This window comes from Microbulbifer maximicatervae (SeqCode) (assembly GCF_052467505.1).
Genome location: NZ_CP174313.1, coordinates 1,727,011 through 1,744,694 on the forward strand (window position 1 = coordinate 1,727,011; position 17,684 = coordinate 1,744,694).

Annotated in this window: 17 protein-coding genes; 4 read left to right on the forward strand and 13 right to left on the reverse strand. The window is 47.3% G+C overall.

Features of this window, described 5'->3' with window-relative positions; translation table 11 throughout:
• Positions 1-53 precede the first annotated feature (53 nt).
• A complete protein-coding gene (pcp, locus tag ACJJIN_RS07650; protein ID WP_413665523.1) occupies positions 54-722 on the forward strand; it encodes a pyroglutamyl-peptidase I in 669 nt (222 codons plus the stop codon).
• A gap of 175 nt (positions 723-897) precedes the next feature.
• Here the strand turns inward: pcp and ACJJIN_RS07655 are convergent, their stop codons facing one another.
• From ACJJIN_RS07655 to ACJJIN_RS07670, 4 genes are all read right to left on the reverse strand, one after another.
• Positions 898-1,644 (reverse strand): putative adhesin, encoded by a 747-nt coding sequence (locus ACJJIN_RS07655; RefSeq protein WP_413665522.1) that lies wholly within the window; start codon positions 1,642-1,644, stop codon positions 898-900.
• Positions 1,645-1,818: 174 nt separating this feature from the next.
• Positions 1,819-2,256, reverse strand: a complete 438-nt coding sequence (locus tag ACJJIN_RS07660; protein WP_444897557.1) for a cupin domain-containing protein — start codon at positions 2,254-2,256, stop codon at positions 1,819-1,821.
• Positions 2,257-2,351: 95 nt separating this feature from the next.
• Positions 2,352-2,858 carry a DoxX family protein gene (locus tag ACJJIN_RS07665; protein ID WP_444897558.1) on the reverse strand — a complete coding sequence of 169 codons (507 nt, stop codon included), beginning with the start codon at positions 2,856-2,858 and terminating at the stop codon, positions 2,352-2,354.
• 315 nt (positions 2,859-3,173) lie between these two features.
• Positions 3,174-3,503, reverse strand: coding sequence for a DMT family transporter (locus ACJJIN_RS07670; RefSeq protein WP_413665519.1), 330 nt, complete (start codon positions 3,501-3,503; stop codon positions 3,174-3,176).
• 996 nt (positions 3,504-4,499) lie between these two features.
• Between ACJJIN_RS07670 and ACJJIN_RS07675 the strand changes: the two genes are divergently transcribed.
• On the forward strand, positions 4,500-5,618 hold the full coding sequence (locus tag ACJJIN_RS07675; RefSeq protein WP_444897559.1) for a KamA family radical SAM protein: 1,119 nt from the start codon (positions 4,500-4,502) through the stop codon (positions 5,616-5,618).
• A 152-nt stretch (positions 5,619-5,770) separates the two neighbouring features.
• On the opposite strand, the gene ACJJIN_RS07680 is transcribed toward ACJJIN_RS07675, so the two are convergent.
• Positions 5,771-6,721, reverse strand: a complete 951-nt coding sequence (locus ACJJIN_RS07680) for a D-alanine--D-alanine ligase family protein (protein ID WP_444897560.1) — start codon at positions 6,719-6,721, stop codon at positions 5,771-5,773.
• Positions 6,722-6,921: 200 nt separating this feature from the next.
• Positions 6,922-7,386 carry a cupin domain-containing protein gene (locus ACJJIN_RS07685; RefSeq protein WP_444897561.1) on the reverse strand — a complete coding sequence of 155 codons (465 nt, stop codon included), beginning with the start codon at positions 7,384-7,386 and terminating at the stop codon, positions 6,922-6,924.
• 125 nt (positions 7,387-7,511) lie between these two features.
• Between ACJJIN_RS07685 and hrpB the strand changes: the two genes are divergently transcribed.
• A complete protein-coding gene (gene hrpB / locus ACJJIN_RS07690) occupies positions 7,512-10,076 on the forward strand; it encodes an ATP-dependent helicase HrpB (RefSeq protein WP_444897562.1) in 2,565 nt (854 codons plus the stop codon).
• Positions 10,077-10,278: 202 nt separating this feature from the next.
• Positions 10,279-11,274 carry an endo alpha-1,4 polygalactosaminidase gene (locus tag ACJJIN_RS07695; RefSeq protein WP_444897563.1) on the forward strand — a complete coding sequence of 332 codons (996 nt, stop codon included), beginning with the start codon at positions 10,279-10,281 and terminating at the stop codon, positions 11,272-11,274.
• Between the two features lie 33 nt (positions 11,275-11,307).
• On the opposite strand, the gene ACJJIN_RS07700 is transcribed toward ACJJIN_RS07695, so the two are convergent.
• From ACJJIN_RS07700 to curA, 7 genes are all read right to left on the reverse strand, one after another.
• Entirely contained in the window at positions 11,308-11,742 is a 435-nt protein-coding gene (locus tag ACJJIN_RS07700; RefSeq protein WP_413665513.1) for a nuclear transport factor 2 family protein, read from the reverse strand.
• Complete coding sequence (locus ACJJIN_RS07705) at positions 11,726-12,601, reverse strand: patatin-like phospholipase family protein (RefSeq protein ID WP_444897564.1); 876 nt, start codon at positions 12,599-12,601, stop codon at positions 11,726-11,728. The genes ACJJIN_RS07700 and ACJJIN_RS07705 overlap by 17 nt, the downstream gene beginning before the upstream one ends.
• A gap of 239 nt (positions 12,602-12,840) precedes the next feature.
• Complete coding sequence (locus ACJJIN_RS07710; protein ID WP_444897565.1) at positions 12,841-13,710, reverse strand: patatin-like phospholipase family protein; 870 nt, start codon at positions 13,708-13,710, stop codon at positions 12,841-12,843.
• 316 nt (positions 13,711-14,026) lie between these two features.
• The gene (locus ACJJIN_RS07715) at positions 14,027-14,899 is read right to left on the reverse strand and encodes a patatin-like phospholipase family protein (protein WP_444897566.1); all 873 of its coding nucleotides are present in this window, start codon (positions 14,897-14,899) and stop codon (positions 14,027-14,029) included.
• Positions 14,900-15,155: 256 nt separating this feature from the next.
• A complete protein-coding gene (gene nfuA, locus ACJJIN_RS07720) occupies positions 15,156-15,746 on the reverse strand; it encodes a Fe-S biogenesis protein NfuA (RefSeq protein ID WP_282933143.1) in 591 nt (196 codons plus the stop codon).
• Between the two features lie 108 nt (positions 15,747-15,854).
• Positions 15,855-16,535, reverse strand: a complete 681-nt coding sequence (locus tag ACJJIN_RS07725) for a type 1 glutamine amidotransferase domain-containing protein (RefSeq protein WP_444897567.1) — start codon at positions 16,533-16,535, stop codon at positions 15,855-15,857.
• A 33-nt stretch (positions 16,536-16,568) separates the two neighbouring features.
• Entirely contained in the window at positions 16,569-17,600 is a 1,032-nt protein-coding gene (gene curA / locus ACJJIN_RS07730; protein WP_444897568.1) for an NADPH-dependent curcumin/dihydrocurcumin reductase, read from the reverse strand.
• Between the last annotated feature and the right edge of the window lie 84 nt (positions 17,601-17,684).

Genomic DNA, 17,684 nt, shown 5'->3' on the forward strand with positions numbered 1-17,684 from the left:
TTGACAACTAACAATATATCAATCTTTCTGTATCTATTTACGATAACATCTCTATGGAAAAAGTTTTATTGACTGGCTTTGAGCCCTTTGGTAACACACCGATAAATCCAGCCGAGTCAGTTATGCGTATGCTGGACGGAACACAAATAGCCAATGGTGATATTCATGGTCTTTTGATACCCAACAACTTCTTTGAAAGCATTGAAGTTGTCACGGATGCTATTGAAGAAATAGAACCGCAATTAGTGGTGATGTTAGGAGAGTACAGTGGCCGTGCAATCATTACAGCTGAGAGAATTGCACAAAATTATAATGACTCCACCAGATATAACCTGAAAGATAACCGGGGAGTTGAAATGCAGGGTGAGCCGACTATACAAAATGGTCCTGTCGCTTATCACAGCACACTCCCTATCCGCGCAATGGTTATGGCAATGCGCAATATTGGTGTTCCTGCCGATATTTCTGATACTGCGGGTACTTTTTGTTGCAACCATATGATGTATGGCGCGCTTCACTATATCGCGACTAATCAACTAAATATCCCCGCCGGCTGGATACACCTTCCTCAACTACCCCAGATTGCCGCACTACCCGAAAATATCGGCAATCCCAGCATGTCAAAAGAAACTGCCGCCCTTGGGATACAGGCTGCCATTGAAGCCGCACTAGCTAACCCGCGGGACACTGACGATCCGATCCCTTCTCACTTACAAATCTAATCAAATTGAACAGTTTAGTAAGGTCATATTCTCCCTACTAGTAATTTTTATGCAATCAACATACACAGAAGGAAATATCAACGAGATATTTCAAAGTACCAAGTAGATCAATAAATGCTCTTGCCGCACAAAAAAAGGCCATATCGACACTATAAATCAAACCCTTCTAGTACTACTAATTTATAGCAACATCATCACTATATTTATCCCCTCCAGACAGACCCGACATCACAGCTACTGTGCCAGTCCAAAGAGTATTTCTACAGAAGAGACAATCAATGTCATTAAAGTGATGCCCCTTTTTCGCCAAGGTATCCAAAACCCACTTCAGGTTTACCGCTGCCATAAACTGTCTATTTCTTATGGTTAGAATACTGGGCGGCTGAAAGGACTGAATGCTATTTGCCTTGGCAACCATTCCGATATTATTAGCATTCTGAATTCTGCGTCTTCGACTATCACTATCATTGTGAGACATAATCGCATTAATCGAAGTATAAGTTTCATTGTTAGTATTGTGTCTATTAGTAGCGCTACTGGTATACTTCGTCAGGATGTAGTTAAAACAAGTATCATTTAAACCTAAATCTTCAACAGAATTGGCCCCCCGATCATAAAACCTCCCAAGTCCAGGATCATTCACACTGAATTTATCACGCGAGTAAAAATGCAGGTTAACATTGTGCTCTATTTTGAAACTGGATGTAGTTCTGCGATACCCGTGAGCAGTTACTATTAACCGGTTCGTTGTCATTCCACGAGGAGTCCACAACCAAGCACGACCATCAAGATCTATACACTGATAGTTCCCTGCCACCGCCACTTCAGAATCATCAAAGGTATGCCAAAGTGCTGTTGCCTTATTACCAAAATAATCCTTTAACGCGCTTTTTACATTACTGAAAAACTCCTTTGCAGGCATAAACCCTCCCCAGCTTTCAAAGCCTAAGTTAACAAATAGAATTATCTCGAGAAAAATCGTATTCCACCCAACAACCAAAGTAAATGTTTAAAATATGCGATTTTTTAATCAAAAATAGCTTTCAATAGCTACAGGAAATATGATCCGAAGTCTATCAGGCAAACCATTAGATACTTACTCTTCAGGAGCAGGAAGCAAAGAGTCGACAGATAATATAAGTAATTTCGCGGGATCTGTTTTGGAGGGATTAATCGTACAATGCCCCTGCTGGTCAATAGCTATACCATTAACAGGCGTATCTCCCCCAAAATGAACATCTCCAGGCCTATATGTCACCTCAACACCGTCCCGAGTTGTCGTACGCCAACAGCCAAATAATGTAATAACCCACTGAGGGTTCGGAGTAGAGTGAAAATCGCTTTTCCACCCAGGAGGCAAAATTGCAAACTCACTTCGAATAACTTTAGGCAAATCACGATAGTGATATTCGGGCACAGGATTGGAGTATTGAATCAATTCAAAATCTGAAAAATGTCCTACAGTGGTTCTTGACCTTCCTCTTTTATCATACCAAAGATGATAAAAGTCTTGGAGAACGATTTCTTCTTGCACTACGAGTATCTCACCTCATCAGCAAAAGCTAAAAATTGCTTCATCAATAAATCACTAATTAGCCATAGGTTATCCCTAGTTTCAGACAATCCAGTTCACCTACTTAGAAAGTGTAACACCGAAGAATTTGTCTTCCTCAAGTATTGATCTACAGACCACCTTCTGCCGCCGGTTAACACAAAGGACAAACAAATGAAAGCCCAAAAAAGAGGGTATTCCCACCCCCCATAAACGGTTTGTATATTTCCACTAATATCTATACCACTGACATGGCTTGCCCATGAAAAACCCGCGAGATAATGCCGCCCTTCAAATAACGCAATTATCAAATAGAGAGCAGTTCCAACAGCGGCAATTCGCGTAAACAAACCGAAAGTAAATCCAACAAATGCAGAGAAAGAACAAATACCAGAGATAATCACCATAAAGGATGAGTATCCAATCCCCTCAAAATAATGAACAACAAAATTGTAAGCGTCTGCGCCCAGCAGACCAAACTTCTCAGCAAAATGATGGGTAAAATTGAGACCGATATAAATCCGAATCAAGGCCAACTGTAAATCAGCTGCAGTCTCATAACTTTCGTGTGTGCTCTGCTTCATATAACACTTCCTTAACACACAACTCAACCACAGCCATACCTTCCCTTTTAAGAGATATCATATAAGGGTTTACAGTCATCTATAATAATAGGCCAAGCCCACCCTGTTGAACCGCAAAAATTGCCTAATTTGCAACGCCGTATATATTATTGCGGTAATTCAGATTTACCTAAATGACAAGAGAGACCCTTCAAAGAATGCCCCAAACCTATTCTCTGGAGGAGGCCAGCAGCTCATCGATGCACTTACACCGTAAAACCAAATTCACCGGCCTTTCTCTGAGTAAAGCCGCCCTATAAAAGCTGTAGGAAAAAGCTACTGCTCAAACACAGTGGATTTTATAGTAATTAGAGCCGTACCCATAAATATCAAAGCAACTCCACTCACAGCGTATACGTCAAACTTTTGCTGCCAAATAACCACAGAAGCTGCACAAACAAGAGCAATACCGACGCCAGACCAGATGGCATAAGTCATTCCCACATTCATATTTTTTAGTACAAACGCAAGAAATAGACTCGCCAGAGAATAAAAAAAGATAGAGGCCATTCCCAGCCACCACTTTTCCCAACCGTTGGAGGCCTTAAGTAGTAGGGTAGCTGTAACTTCGGTAATGATCGCAAAAAATAAAAACAAATAGGTCAAGTTCTACTCCATTAGAATTTATTGTAGTCAAATCACTTGATCAGCTAGATACTATCAAATTTATGACGAATAGCGCTATTGGAAAATAGCGGGGATTCTGCTATTTACTATGCGGCTGTACGAAATACAATGCTGGACTTTACAGTCAACAGTCAGCCCTCTGGCTACCCAAGATAACTCATGTCTTCCCATTGACAAATCAGCAATAAAAGAAGAGCTAGATTTCAGCCCCGACAACTACCTAGCCTATCGATACCAATAGATCTAATTGTAGTATTACAGCTGTTTCTTATACTCCTCCAGAAACAATCGTGACTAATTTTACACTCATATTGGCCCCTTACCTGCGATTACTGACTTGTTGAAAAATACTCAATGTGTGCAAATATTTATTAAACAGAGGAGTGCGGACCAAATAACATCTACCTCACGTAGCAGGCAAGTTGCATCGAGCAACAACTAAACGATATTTGGGATATAGGATTGAAATATCGTGAAACCGATACTTGGTATAATTTTTGTGGTTACACCCTATATCGCCAATGACGTACCCCTTTTTAGACCTGTGTTACTACAGGCATACAATCACGATAATTACAAATTTCTCGATTTAGCGTTTAGAGCGCAAAACACTTTTCTACTAAGCTATCGACAGAGCAGTATTCTTAGCACCTACCAGCTGAAAATCGTATCTTCTATTTTTATTAGAAAGGCGGTAGATAAAATACGCCCCCCTACTTCACAAGGGTATTTAAGAAACTAAGTAGTATGGGCTCAAAATGCACTGGAATTGGTTGCTCAGAAGTTGGCTGCTCAAAATATCGCAGAAAGTCCTACAGAGATTTGAGGCATTACGAACATCAAATCCTTCCACAGATTTCATTACACATAATGATTGCTTCACAGGCAATCCATGTTCAAGCCCCTTACAGACAATCTCGGATATCGAGGCAGACCATCAGCAACAAATGAATGCACAACAAAGCGGCAATACTTATGCGCAATATTATAGTCCGTTCCGTAACGGGAAACTCTGACGACGCCTGGTCTGATTGGCGTTGGCAGATGCGCAATCGCATCAGTACATTAGATGGCCTGAAGCGATGGATCAATGTTTCTACTTCTGAATCCGACGCTATCGAACAGCTCAGGGGAATTTATCGGTGGAGTATTACACCCTACTACGCCTCTTTAATGGACCCTGACGACCCTAATTGTCCAATTAGATTGCAGGCAGTTCCCTCACTAGAGGAAACCATCGTACCCGACAGTGCAGACGTTGACCCTGTAGGTGATCAGTACTTTCGTAAAACCAACCGCGTCGTACATAAGTACCCGGATCGCGTCATCTTTCTGGTAACGTCTGTTTGCCCCGTTTATTGCCGTCATTGCACAAGGAAATTTCACACCACAACGGTGGGCCCGGAAAGTTATTTCGAACAAGGCGAAGCAACCAGCTGGGATGAGGATATTGCTTACATAGAATCACATCCACAGATTCGCGATGTATTACTCACCGGCGGCGACCCACTAATGTATTCCAACGACCGCTTGGCCAGACTATTGGAGAAGCTGAGGGCAATAAATCATGTGGAAATTATTCGTATTGGCTCACGCTTTCCCGTACTGGCCCCCCAACGTATCACCGACGAATTGTGCGAAATGCTCGCATCATTTCATCCGGTGTGGCTGAACACACACTTTAATCACCCCAAAGAAGTCACTGAAGAAGCCGCCGCTGCATGCGACCACTTGTTGAGAGCAGGCATTCCGGTAGGAAATCAAACAGTGCTTTTAAAAGGCGTGAATAACTCACCGGATGTTATGCGCCAATTGATGCTCGCTCTGGTAAAAATACGAGTTAGGCCCTATTACCTCTATCACTGCGATAATGTGGTCGGTGTCTCTCACTTTATGACAAGCCTGAAGGAAGGACAGGCGATTTATGAATCATTGCAGGGGCACATCACGGGTTTTGCGGTCCCTCAATATGTACTTACTACCGAGCTGGGCAAAAACCCGGTCATGCCCTACGAGTATGTAAAACAAGGCGATATCGAAGGCGAATGGCACATTCGAAATTTCAGAGGGCAAACGGGTATATATCTGGAGTAACAAAGTGCTAACTACCAGAGAAGGCAATCATAAGTCATAAATTTACTGCGCTGATGCCTTTTGGATGTTCCTGAGATATCCAAAACACCAAGTGTTTGGCAACGGTAGTATGCACCACAATATATCGTAGAGTTTTACAGGATCCAGGATAACTATAAATGACTGCTTATAGCTGATTCCACAATGCGGTTGATCATGGCTCCATACTGAATACCCGCCAATTCACACATCACGGGCAGCTCAGAAACTTCAGGCCGCAAACCGGGTAGGACATTGACCTCCATAACCATGGGGGCTCCCTGTGCATCATAGCGAATATCAACTCGACCGCCATCACGACACTCAAGTACTTCCCAAGTCTTCTGGGCAATTGCTCGAACCTTTAGCGCCTGATCATCGTCAACCAGCCGGCCGGGGAAAGCTCCATCATACTTGTAATACACAGGTTCATCGCCCAATAACTTTTCCATCACGCCAATGCACTCGGCAGTTGCACCCGTCCCCAAAAAGCCCACAGTAAACTCTCGGCCAGGTAGGAATGTTTCAACCAGTACTGGCTGATTAAATCGACTCAAAAGGTATTCACAGCGGTTTTTCAAAGCTGTCTTGTCGATAACTTTGGACTCAGGCGATACCCCCTTACTGGTTCCCTCCCTGAGCGGCTTTGTCATCAAAGGGTATTCAAGCTCCACTCGATTGACATCTGTAACGCTTCGAACAACTGCAAACTGTGCCGTTGGTATACCCATATCCCGCAATATGCGTTTGGTCATCTCCTTATTAAGAGTCACTGTGTTGGCAAATGGATCAGAAAATGTGTACGGTATCTTCCAGGCGTCCAACAAAGCGGGAACCTGTGCTTCGCGCCCCGTTCCATACATCCCCTCAGCAACATTGAACACTAGATCCCAGGTGTTACCTTCAACCAGTTGCTGCGCCAACCTGTAAATATTGCCGACCCGTTCGATATAGTGGCCTGCGCAGGTAAGCGCATCGTGAATCGCATCTATCGTCTCCAGGTAATCAAGTTCAGCGACGTCCTCTTCACTAAACCCCATCCCGAGATAATCATCACGAAGGTCGTAGACTATACCGATACGCATCAATCATGCTCCGCTGCCACTACACAATCTATCGAATGCCGGACTGGAATATTAGCTACGCAACTGATTTTCACTTTAACGCCCCCCAGCCCCTACCAGGAAAAGTGAACGTAAAAAAGAAGTTAATAACCTTCATTAGTCCTGAGTTTTGATAGGGTTGAAGTCGAAAGTACTTGCGAAGTAACCATTATTAAAAACAACTAACCAAATGCCGTATTGCCCGTAGAGCTAATTAGCACAAAAGCTATCACGCAAGGTTCTTCACCTCGATTGACCCAATTATGAACTGTCCCCCGCTGAACAAGTGCATCTCCCGCAGACAGCTTCACAACAACCTCATCTCCCATTTCCATCTCGATATTCCCAGACATCACCACCGCATAATCAATGCTGTCAGTTTGGTGAGATCGTGGCGTAACTCCCGGCCCAAATTCTACGACCTTAAAAACCGAGCCTCCCGGAATCGTAGTTCCATCAAATTTTCTCCCGCCGTTGTCTCTACCATCTTCACAAAGCTCTACGGGCAAGTCCTGGGTAGTCCATAACTGCTGCTGAACCATATGAGGCCGCCAACTACTGGTATGCAAACCCTGATCATCTATGAGCACTACTGGCTTCCCCTCTGGGTCGTGCCCTGTAACAACTCGCCGGACATTCACACTCATCACACTCTCCTTTCTCCTGGGAAGCAACCATCTAGTTACGGGAGAATATAGTTCAGCCAGCAGCTAGCCAGCTTACTGGACAGTGCTGGTATCACCGATGTTGCGAAATCACTATAATCGCGCCTATGTCTGAGTTACCTATTCAAAGTATCCTCCCCGAACTGCTTCAGGCCTTGAGAGGGCATAGTAATGTCGTGCTCCAGGCGCCCCCTGGAGCGGGTAAAACGACCGCCGTACCACTGGCATTAATAGATGAGCCTTGGTTGAGCGGAAAGAATATTATTATGCTGGAGCCGCGACGTTTGGCCGCTAGAACGGCAGCGGCGCGCATGGCTAACCAGCTGGGTGAGAAAGTTGGTGATACCGTTGGATTTCAGGTCCGGGGCGAGCGAAAGTCAAGCAAGAAGACTCGCATCCTGGTTGTAACCGAGGGAATTCTCACACGCCTCTTACAGGCTGACCCTGAATTGGCATCCAGCGCTCTGGTCATATTCGATGAATTTCATGAGCGCAGTCTGCAAGCCGACCTCTCCCTCGCCTTATGTCTTCAGTCCCAGGAATATCTTCGCGAGGACCTCAAGATTCTGGTGATGTCTGCCACCCTGGATACCAGCGGCATCTCCTCACTACTAAATAACGCACCCATCATATCCAGTGAAGGACGCAGCTATCCCGTCGATATTGAATACTTAAACCAACGAGAAGAGCCCGAGGACAAACGACAAATCCCGGCTTTGATGGCAAGTAAAGTTGTCTCATCCTTAGGCAAACAAGAAGGTAGTGTTCTCGCCTTCCTTCCTGGTGTCGCCGAAATCAAACAGGTTGAGAGCTTATTGGAGGAGCGACTATCTGAGGAAACCGAAAAGGGCCGCATTATTATTGCACCGCTTTTTGGGGATCTGAGCCGTGAGCAGCAGGATCAGGCGATAGCACCAACGGCACCAGGCACGAGAAAAATCGTACTGGCTACAAATGTGGCCGAGACCAGCCTGACGATTGAGGGCATCCGAATAGTTATCGACTCAGGATTAATGCGTGAATCGCGCTTTAATCCCAACTGTGGCATGAATCGTTTGGTGACAAGCTCGATTTCCCAGGCCTCAGCTACCCAGCGCACAGGGCGCGCCGGGCGTCTCAGCGCCGGCTATTGTCTGCGACTCTGGAGTGAGGGCCGACAGCGGTCATTGAGCGCCAAAAATACAGCGGAAATCACTCGCAGTGATCTGGCTCCCCTGGCACTTGAATTAGCTAAATGGGGGGTTACCGATGTCAGCGAGCTCAACTGGCTCGACACACCACCCCCAGGACCTATGGCCCAGGCCCAACAGCTCTTGCAGCAACTGGGGGCACTGGATGACAAACTGCGTATTACCCCTCACGGGAATACCATGCTGGCCTTTGGCGCCCACCCTCGCCTCGCACATATGTTAGTTGCCAGTATCGGCTGGGGATTGCAGGAACAGGCCTGCCTGCTGGCAGCGCTACTATCTGAACGGGATATTTTCCGTGGCGAAGCACGATGGGATCGGGACATTAGCAAACGGATTCAGGCTCTGCAGTCCCAAGGCAACGATCGGCGGGTAGATCGCGGTACTGCTCACAGAATACGCCAGCAGTCTAAAACCTGGCTCTCTCAATTAAAAAAATTTGAGTCAAGTTCAAGTCCTGCACCACAGAGTATCGATCACTCCGATGAAACTGGTGCCCTGCTTGGACTCGCCTACCCAGACCGTGTTGCGAAATCGCGCAGTGATACCGGCCGCCGGTTTCTACTCTCCAGTGGCCGAGGCGCACATTTCTCCCATGATGACGCACTAGCTTTAAGCGAATACCTGGTCATTGCCGAACTGGATGGCCAGGGCCGAGATGCAAGTATCCAGCTGGCAGCAGAGATTTCTCTGCCCGCGTTGAAGTCGCATTTCGCCGCCCAGATCAAAGAAGAAATTTCAGTTCGCTGGGACGAGACTACCGGCCGCGCTGTCGCCCTACAGCAAACGCAATTGGGGGCGCTGGTTTTACACCAGCGGCCTGCAGCAGATATTCCACCGGAGACCCTCAGTCACGCATTATTAGAAGCCGTACGAAAGAAAGGCCTCTCCTCCCTCCCCTGGAACACAGAAGCTAACCAGTTACGTTTTCGAGTGGAATTTTTACGCCAAAATGAAGAGTGCGGGGATTTGCTCGGCGACACTCGAGTACCAAACTGGAGTGATGAGGCTCTATTGGAGACCATGGAGGATTGGCTGCTGCCTCATTTGCAGGGGTTCAGCAAACTTGAGCAGCTAGGGCAGCTTGACTTGCAAAGCATCTTGCGCGGACAGCTTGAGTGGGACTTGCAACAAAAACTCGATGACTTGGCCCCCAGTCACTACCTGGTTCCCAGTGGCTCCCGGATAAGAATCGACTACGGAGAAACCCCACCTGTTTTGGCTGTGCGCCTGCAGGAGCTATTTGGATTGGCACAAACTCCAGCAATTCTAAAAAACCGCTATCCATTGATGATTCATTTGCTATCTCCGGCACGGCGCCCCGTTCAAATTACCCGTGACCTGGTGAATTTCTGGGCCAATACTTACCAAGAGGTAAAGAAGGAGTTGCGTATCAAATACCAGAAACACTACTGGCCCGATGATCCCCTGACGGCTGAGGCTACTACTAAAACGAAGAAGAGAATGGACATGGGACGGTAGTTCTTTTTTTAGATTCACTGCCCCTGAGGCAGCAAAATTACTTTCTGGGCGGCGGTTAAGTTAACATTCAGCAACAACCGGATAGCATAAGCTGCCGCAAGGGATAGGAACTCGCGCCAATAGAGATAGTCTGAATTATTTTGGCCCGCAGCGACGCCCCAAAACCAGAACAAACTCTAACTCGTAGCAATGGAGATGTATTTTGCGCCGAATACTCTTAGCCGCTCTCAGCCCATTACTGATATTTGGCTGTAGCCTCGATGATCTTCCCGATGATTTGAATCAGTCAACTATCAAGTACGATAAGGAAATGCGTTACCTGGTAGAAGATATCAGCGCCTACGCCAAGGGCATCAACCGTCACTTTCTCATCGTACCCCAGAATGGGGTTGAGTTGATTACTACGACAACCACTACCACTGGCCCCGTCGATGAAGCCTACCTTGATGCCACAGACGGCATTGCACAGGAGGCCCTCTTCTTTGGCGCAAATGGTGTTGTCAACGAGCCCACCAGCGAGTCAGAAACCAAGCGCCTGCAAACATACCTTGATTTGGCGAAAGATGAAGGGAATACAATCCTAATCACGGACTTCACCAATATTGAGCGGGATATTCAAGAGTCATATGAGAATAACGAAGAAGCTGGGTATATTTCTTTTGCCGCAGATAGCGAACTCCTGAACGATGTACCGCTATATCCCGATGAGCCCTTCAATGTTAACTCTCTGGACATTGATGACCTTGAGGAAGCCAAAAACTTTATCAATATCACCAATACCAGCAACTACTCTACGCCTCAAGATTTCATCGATAAACTGAGTGAAACCGATTACGACATATTGATAATCGACTTTTTCTTTGACGGTGAACCTTACACAGAAGAACAAATTGAGCAGCTCAGGGTAAAAGAAAATGGTGGGCGCCGCCTAGTGCTGGCCTATGTCAATGTCGGCGAGGCACAAGACGATCGCTATTACTGGAAATCCTATTGGTACAACACCCCTCCCGAATGGCTATTGGGGGAAATATCCGACGAGCCAGGTAATTACTACGTGAAGTACTGGCAGGAGGGCTGGCAAAAAATTATCTTCGGCAACGATGATTCTTATATTTATATGATCGTTGATGCAGGATTCGATGGGGCCTATATGGATGGAATCGATGCATTTGAATACTTCGATTCCGACGATGAGTAATCACAAGGCCCCAACGCTTTAACTTAGCAGGCATCAGGCCTGCTGAGTTTCCTTATATTGAGTCACATACTGGGAAAGCCGCCCGGACATTTCCTCTGCCAATTTTTGCAGGGCGTTGAGCGGGCGTATCATCACCTCAAACTCAATAATCTTGCCTTCATCATTAAAGCGGATAATATCCAATCCCTTCAGGCTCTTATCACCGATGGAGGCTGCGAATTCAAGAGCCAGATCGTGTCCCGATTCGGTAGTAAATTCACGGTCGTATTCAAAGCTCTCAAAAACCTGCATCACTGTATTGAGAATCAGACACACAGCAGCGGAGCTGTGGTAGGGCTTAAAAAATGCCGGTGAACGGAAAACAGCATCTTCTGCAACGATCGCTGGTAAGCGACTCAGATCCCGCGCAGCGACCATCTCGTGCCATAGGGCAATAGATTCCGCTATTTTATTATTGGAATTGTTCATTGGAGACTTCCTCTTCACTCACTTGTTTTTGTAAAAATTCTCTCCCATCAGCACACCCCAACTCGTAAGTTTTTTGGGCTAGCTCAGGATTTGTGTAATCCCAAACACTGATGAATGGCGGTTTCGAGGGCTGGACATAAGTCCAATCCTGATCGCCTTTGCGCTGTGTAAATATGTCCGGGAACTGATCGTAACGACGGGTCAACAACACCAGCACCCTTCCCTTTCCATTATCCAGCCCTGCCACAGGGATGTTATCTACCACCCCACCATCGAGTGCTGTTCGCCCCCGCAACTTAAGTCTTGGGGTGAATGGCGGCGTACAGGAGGAGCACAAAATCAGGTCCACCAACTCCTCAATACTGGAACAATCCCGGGCTCGATAAAATTGCTGCTTAAAACCTAAGCGCTGGGCGATCTTGGGGTGAAGGCTGCGTAAAAAATGCTTATCGGCATAGTAGGCCATGGCCCCCACTCCAAAAGCCAAACCCCCAGATAGGCCTTTTGGTGGGTGAACAACCGCAATTCGCAACTCTGCGCCCTGCTGAAGGGTCTCCAGTCCATCGCGAAACAGCTCTAACATCGCATTGCGGTAGATTCCATATTGGGGGAACACAGGTTCTTTACCAAAAAGGTTTCCCCAATAAGCATTTTTTTCATTAGTCTCGAACGCAGTCCAGAAATGCTCTCGAGCCTCCTCCGTCTTACCCATCAGCACCAGGCTCGACATTAGGCCCCCTGCCGAAACCGCAGTAACCACCTTCGGAGAAAGACTAATTTCGTTGGCTATGGACTCCCAAAAGCCAATCTGCCAGGTACACCGCCCACCACCACCGGCAAAAACAACTTGGTCAAACATGATCGCGCTTCCCTGCAGCAGCCTTCCGACTGGAACTTCCTGAGTCCATTCTGTGTTTTACATCCTCTCAAGTGCAGTTTCAGGCCGCTCTTTGCGTTACCGCCAACACTTTTGACCAATTAGTTTCAGCCTTCATGATGACATATTGATGACGACAACAATATGCAACTAATTGCATAAGCTAATCGAATCACAAGCATTGTGCAACTGATCGTCTTGATCCTGAACTCACTGAATACTCAAATTTCCACCAGGCGTTCCTTACCGGACACAAGCGCATCAAGAAAGGCATAACCGTCTGCAACCCCAATTTTCAAGGTGTGCCTCATCGCACTGGGGTCAGCAAAATTCCACATCCCGATGGGCAACGGACTGGAAGGCTGAACATAAGTCCACACCTGATCCCCCCTTTGCACACTGAAACTGTTCGGTAGGTGTGGAAAGCTCCCTGTATCCAAAATCAGAACCCGCCCTTTGCTAGCATCCAAGCCGGCGACCGGAGCATTACCTACCAGAGCTCCATCCAGCACCTCTGCACCATCAAGCGACAACCTTGGGGATATGGGGGGGGCACAGCAGGAACTCAAAATAAGCTGCTCAAGATCTGTCCCATCTTTGCATTTACTCACGGGGTGAAACATTTGGCGGAACCCAAGATGTAACGCTGTATTTGGATGCAAGTCGTGAAAGATGTGTTTGTTAGAGTAGAAAATTGCCAGCCCCAGCGTTAGAGCGAGAGGCACAGGCAACCATTCCGGGGGATAAGTCACTGCAATTCTGAGGTCGGCAGATTGACGCAGAGACTCAAGACTATCGTGAAAAAATTCATGTACCCCTTTGCGATAGATCTCAAAGTGCGGAAAAATTGGTTCTTTGCGGAATGAATTATTCCAGTAGAAATTCCTTTCATTTTTTTTGCAAACAGAGTGAAAGTAATTAACACCCTCACGGCAGCGATCCGTAAGCATGAGTGCCGCTACCATGCTGCCTCCGGATGCAGCACAAACAACTTTCGGCCGGATCGGTAATTCGCGACTTAGGGATAACAAAAAACCAAGCTGCCAAGTGCAACGGCTTCCACCGCCACCAAAAACCATTTGATCAAACATGACGACACCCTCTAAAAAAGGCTATCGAAATAGATACGGGTATTTTTGATTTTAATTTTAGGCAGGAGTTTTTGTCTCTATCGCCACCAAGCGTTAAAGCGAGATCACAGTTAATGGCTCTCTCCCAACTATTACGCATCACAATCAGCGAACCTGCCAACCACCTTGATACAAATAGATATAAAAAAGGCTTCACTTTTCAAACCAACTAGGCATTGAGACTAAAGGTGTCTTTATCTCAACACTCAGTGCAAACCTATGAGTAACTTTAAGATCGTAACCTTCCAATCAGTAATTCAAGATATCCCCAGTCACATCAGGGAGGACTCTCAATTAACCGCCCTTCGCCACTCAGTGCCGCTAAAAATGCACGGCCATCTGCAATCCCCATACGGAAAGTATCTTTCACCTCTTCCGGACTGGCAAAATCCCAAACATTAAGTGGAACATGTCCAGAGGGCTGAACATATGTCCATTCCTGGTTAAATTTTTGTACCGTAAAACGGTCCGGCAGCTGCGGGAAACGTCGGGTTAGCAAAATAAGCACCCGTCCTTCACCAGTATCCAGCCCACCAATAGGCACACTATCTACAACCCCTCCATCCAATACCTCTGCACCGCCCTGCTTCAGACGCGGTGTCAGAGGTGGCGTGCAGGATGAAGTAATAACCAGCTTCTCTAACTGGGACGGATCTGAACAGTGACGAACTTTATAAAAAGATTGGCGGAAGCCCAATTTAAGTGCAGTAGTGGGGTGAAGGTTCGGGAAAATATAAGTATCAGAGTAATCAATCGCAGCTCCAATCATTAATGCGATTGGACCAGGCAGCCATTTCGGCGAAGTACTGACTCCTATACGTAGGTCTGCGGCTTCCCTAAGTTGATCAAAGCCTCCAGAAAATAAGTCGCTTAATGCTCGCCGATAAATTGTATAGTGCGGGAATACTGGGTCCTTGCGAAACATATTGCCCCAATGGATATTTTTCCCATTGGACTTAAATGCCGAAACGAAGTAATCCACCCCGTCGAGTGACCTGTCCATCAGAACCAGGCTGGCAACCAGGGAGCCAGCGGATACTGCACTGACCACCCGAGGTGCCAGATCAATTTCCTTTGCAACCGACTCCCAAAAGCCGATCTGCCAGGTACAGCGCACGCCGCCACCGGCAAACACCACTTGGTCAAACATAGATTGTTCTTCCCTGGAGTTGGCGCACAAGCAATCACTAGCATGACCAATCACTGGATCGCTGCACCGGCACTTTACATTGCCCCAGCGCCTCAAAAGCACCGAGGAATATTTCAAATATATACAGTGTGGGAGTAGTTCGTAGGGAGGCTTACGCGGGATCTAACCTGAGAGGTTCACTGCAATAAAAAAGGCGAACACAAGGTTCGCCTTTTTCTTTTGAGCCACTTGGCCGACTCAGAATGGTCTCAGGAACTCAGTAGTAAGCCTGGGACTTGTCGGTGTGGTCAGTAATATCTTTCACGCCTGCTAATTCGGGGATTTTCTCTTTGAGAGTCTTTTCCACGCCTTCCTTTAAGGTCATATCAACCATGCCACAACCCTGACAGCCGCCACCAAACTTCAACACAGCAAACATATCCTCGGTCACTTCTACCAGGCTTACCTGGCCACCGTGAGCTGCCAGGCCCGGATTAACCTCGTTGTACAAAACATAGTTAATACGATCCTGGATAGGGCTGTCGTCAGTAATTTTCGGCATACGGGAGTTGGGCGCGCGAATCGTCAACTGCCCGCCCATCTTGTCCGAAGAGTAATCGACCCGAGCATCATCCAGATAGGGAACGCTGCGCCCTTCGAAGTAAGCTTTGAGACCGTTCATTTCCAACATCACATCACCTTCTTCCTCCTCTCCCGGGCGGCAGTAGGCGATACAGGTCTCGGCGTTAGGCGTGCCGGGACTGGAAACAAACATGCGAATGGCAATTCCCTCACAGTCCTGTTTGGCCAACAGCTCTTTCAGGTATTCCTGAGCGGGTTCAGTAATAGTGACATTCAAATCAGACATATAGGCTCTCAAATAACCAAGCTTCTTTGTCGGGTATTCTACTCTCAGAAAGACTCAAGGGAAACCGGTCAGTTGGAACCCTTTCGACCGACCGGCCTCACCACTCTCCTAGGTGGGGATAAATCCCATAAGAGTCTGGGCGGTTTCCTCTGAAGAGGCCGGATTTTGACCAGTTACCAGTTTGCCGTCTACCACTACGTAGGGTGCCCAATCACCACTTTTGGAGTAGTTTCCACCATTACTCTTGAGCATATCCTCAACCAGGAAAGGCACGACATCCACCAGTTCAACCGCAGCCTCTTCCGAGTTGGCAAATCCAGTCACACCTTTTCCCGACACCAGGTAAGCGCCATCCTGGCGGCGGGTATGACGGAAAATGCCCGGAGCATGGCACACAGCACCGATCGGCTTGTCTGCGGCAAAAAAGTTCTCAATCAGTGCAATTGAGACCGGGTCTTCCGCAAGGTCCCACAAGGGACCATGGCCACCGGGATAAAAGACTGCATCAAAATCAGACTCATTCATATCAGCCAATTTGTGGGTATTGGCCAGAACCTGCTGAGCATCGGCGTCAGCCTGAAAGCGATGAGTCGCCTCCGTCTGAAAATCTGGCTCATCACTCTTGGGATCGAGAGGCGGCTGCCCGCCTTTTGGAGAGGCCAGGGTCACTTCAGCACCGGCGTCCTTGAAGATGTAGTAAGGTGCGGCAAACTCCTCCAGCCAAAACCCCGTTTTCTTACCGGTATTCCCCAGTTCATCGTGGGAAGTCAGAACCATCAGTATTTTCATATTTCTGTCCTTATAAACTTTGTCAGCTTTGCTTCAATCATCATTTCCTATGCGCACAACTAACTTGCCGAAGTTCTTTCCTTCCAGAAGCCCGATAAATGCATTGGGTGTTTCCTCCAACCCTTCGACCATATCCTCAAGATATTTAATACTGCCTTCCGCAACCCACTGGCTTAATGTACGCACCGCTTCATGAAAACGTTCGTAGTAATCGAAAATAATAAAGCCTTGGATTTTCAAGCGTTTGGTCAGTACATCCCGCATTAACAAACTGGTGCGATCCGGGCCTTGCGGCAATGAGGTTGCGTTGTACTGAGAGATAAGCCCACATACAGGAATCCGCGCAAAATCATTTAATAGCGGTTGCACCGCATCAAAGACCTTGCCACCAACACTTTCAAAATAGATATCGATACCGTCAGGGCAAGCCGCAGCCAATTGATCGACAAAATCTTCGGCGCGGTGATCCAGGCACAGGTCGAAGCCCAACTCCTCTACCGCATAGCGACACTTTTCCTCACCTCCAGCAACACCGATTACCCGGCACCCTTGCAACTTGCCGATTTGTCCAACTGTTGCCCCCACAGGACCGGTAGCAGCTGCAACTACCAGAGTCTCCCCTTCTTTTGGCTCCCCAATTTCCAGCAAGCCAAAGTAGGCGGTGATTCCCGGCATACCCAGCACTCCCAGGGAGAAGGAGGGGTAATCCGGATTTTTACCCAAATTAATCAACCCGGTACCATCAGAAATGGCGTAGTCCTGCCAGCCGCTATAACCGAGTATCCAATCCCCCTCCTCGAAGCCATTCAATCGGGACTCAACCACACGGCTCACCGTCCCTCCAACCATGGTCTCTCCCAGTGAAACAGGCTCTGCGTAGGACTTCGCATCACTCATTCGCCCCCTCATATAGGGATCGAGCGATAGGAATACTGTGCGCAACAGCACCTCGCCGACCTCCGGCTTGACCACAGGGGCATGCTCCAGGCGGAAGTTATCTGTCGTCGGGGCACCTTCAGGGCGGGATGCCAATACCAGGCGGCGGTTTATATCGCTCGATTGCATTCTCTATTCTCCATAACTTCGTAAAACGGAAGTCAAAGTCACCAAATTAGACCGGTCGTCTAGAAAGGCGCCATAAAAATACCC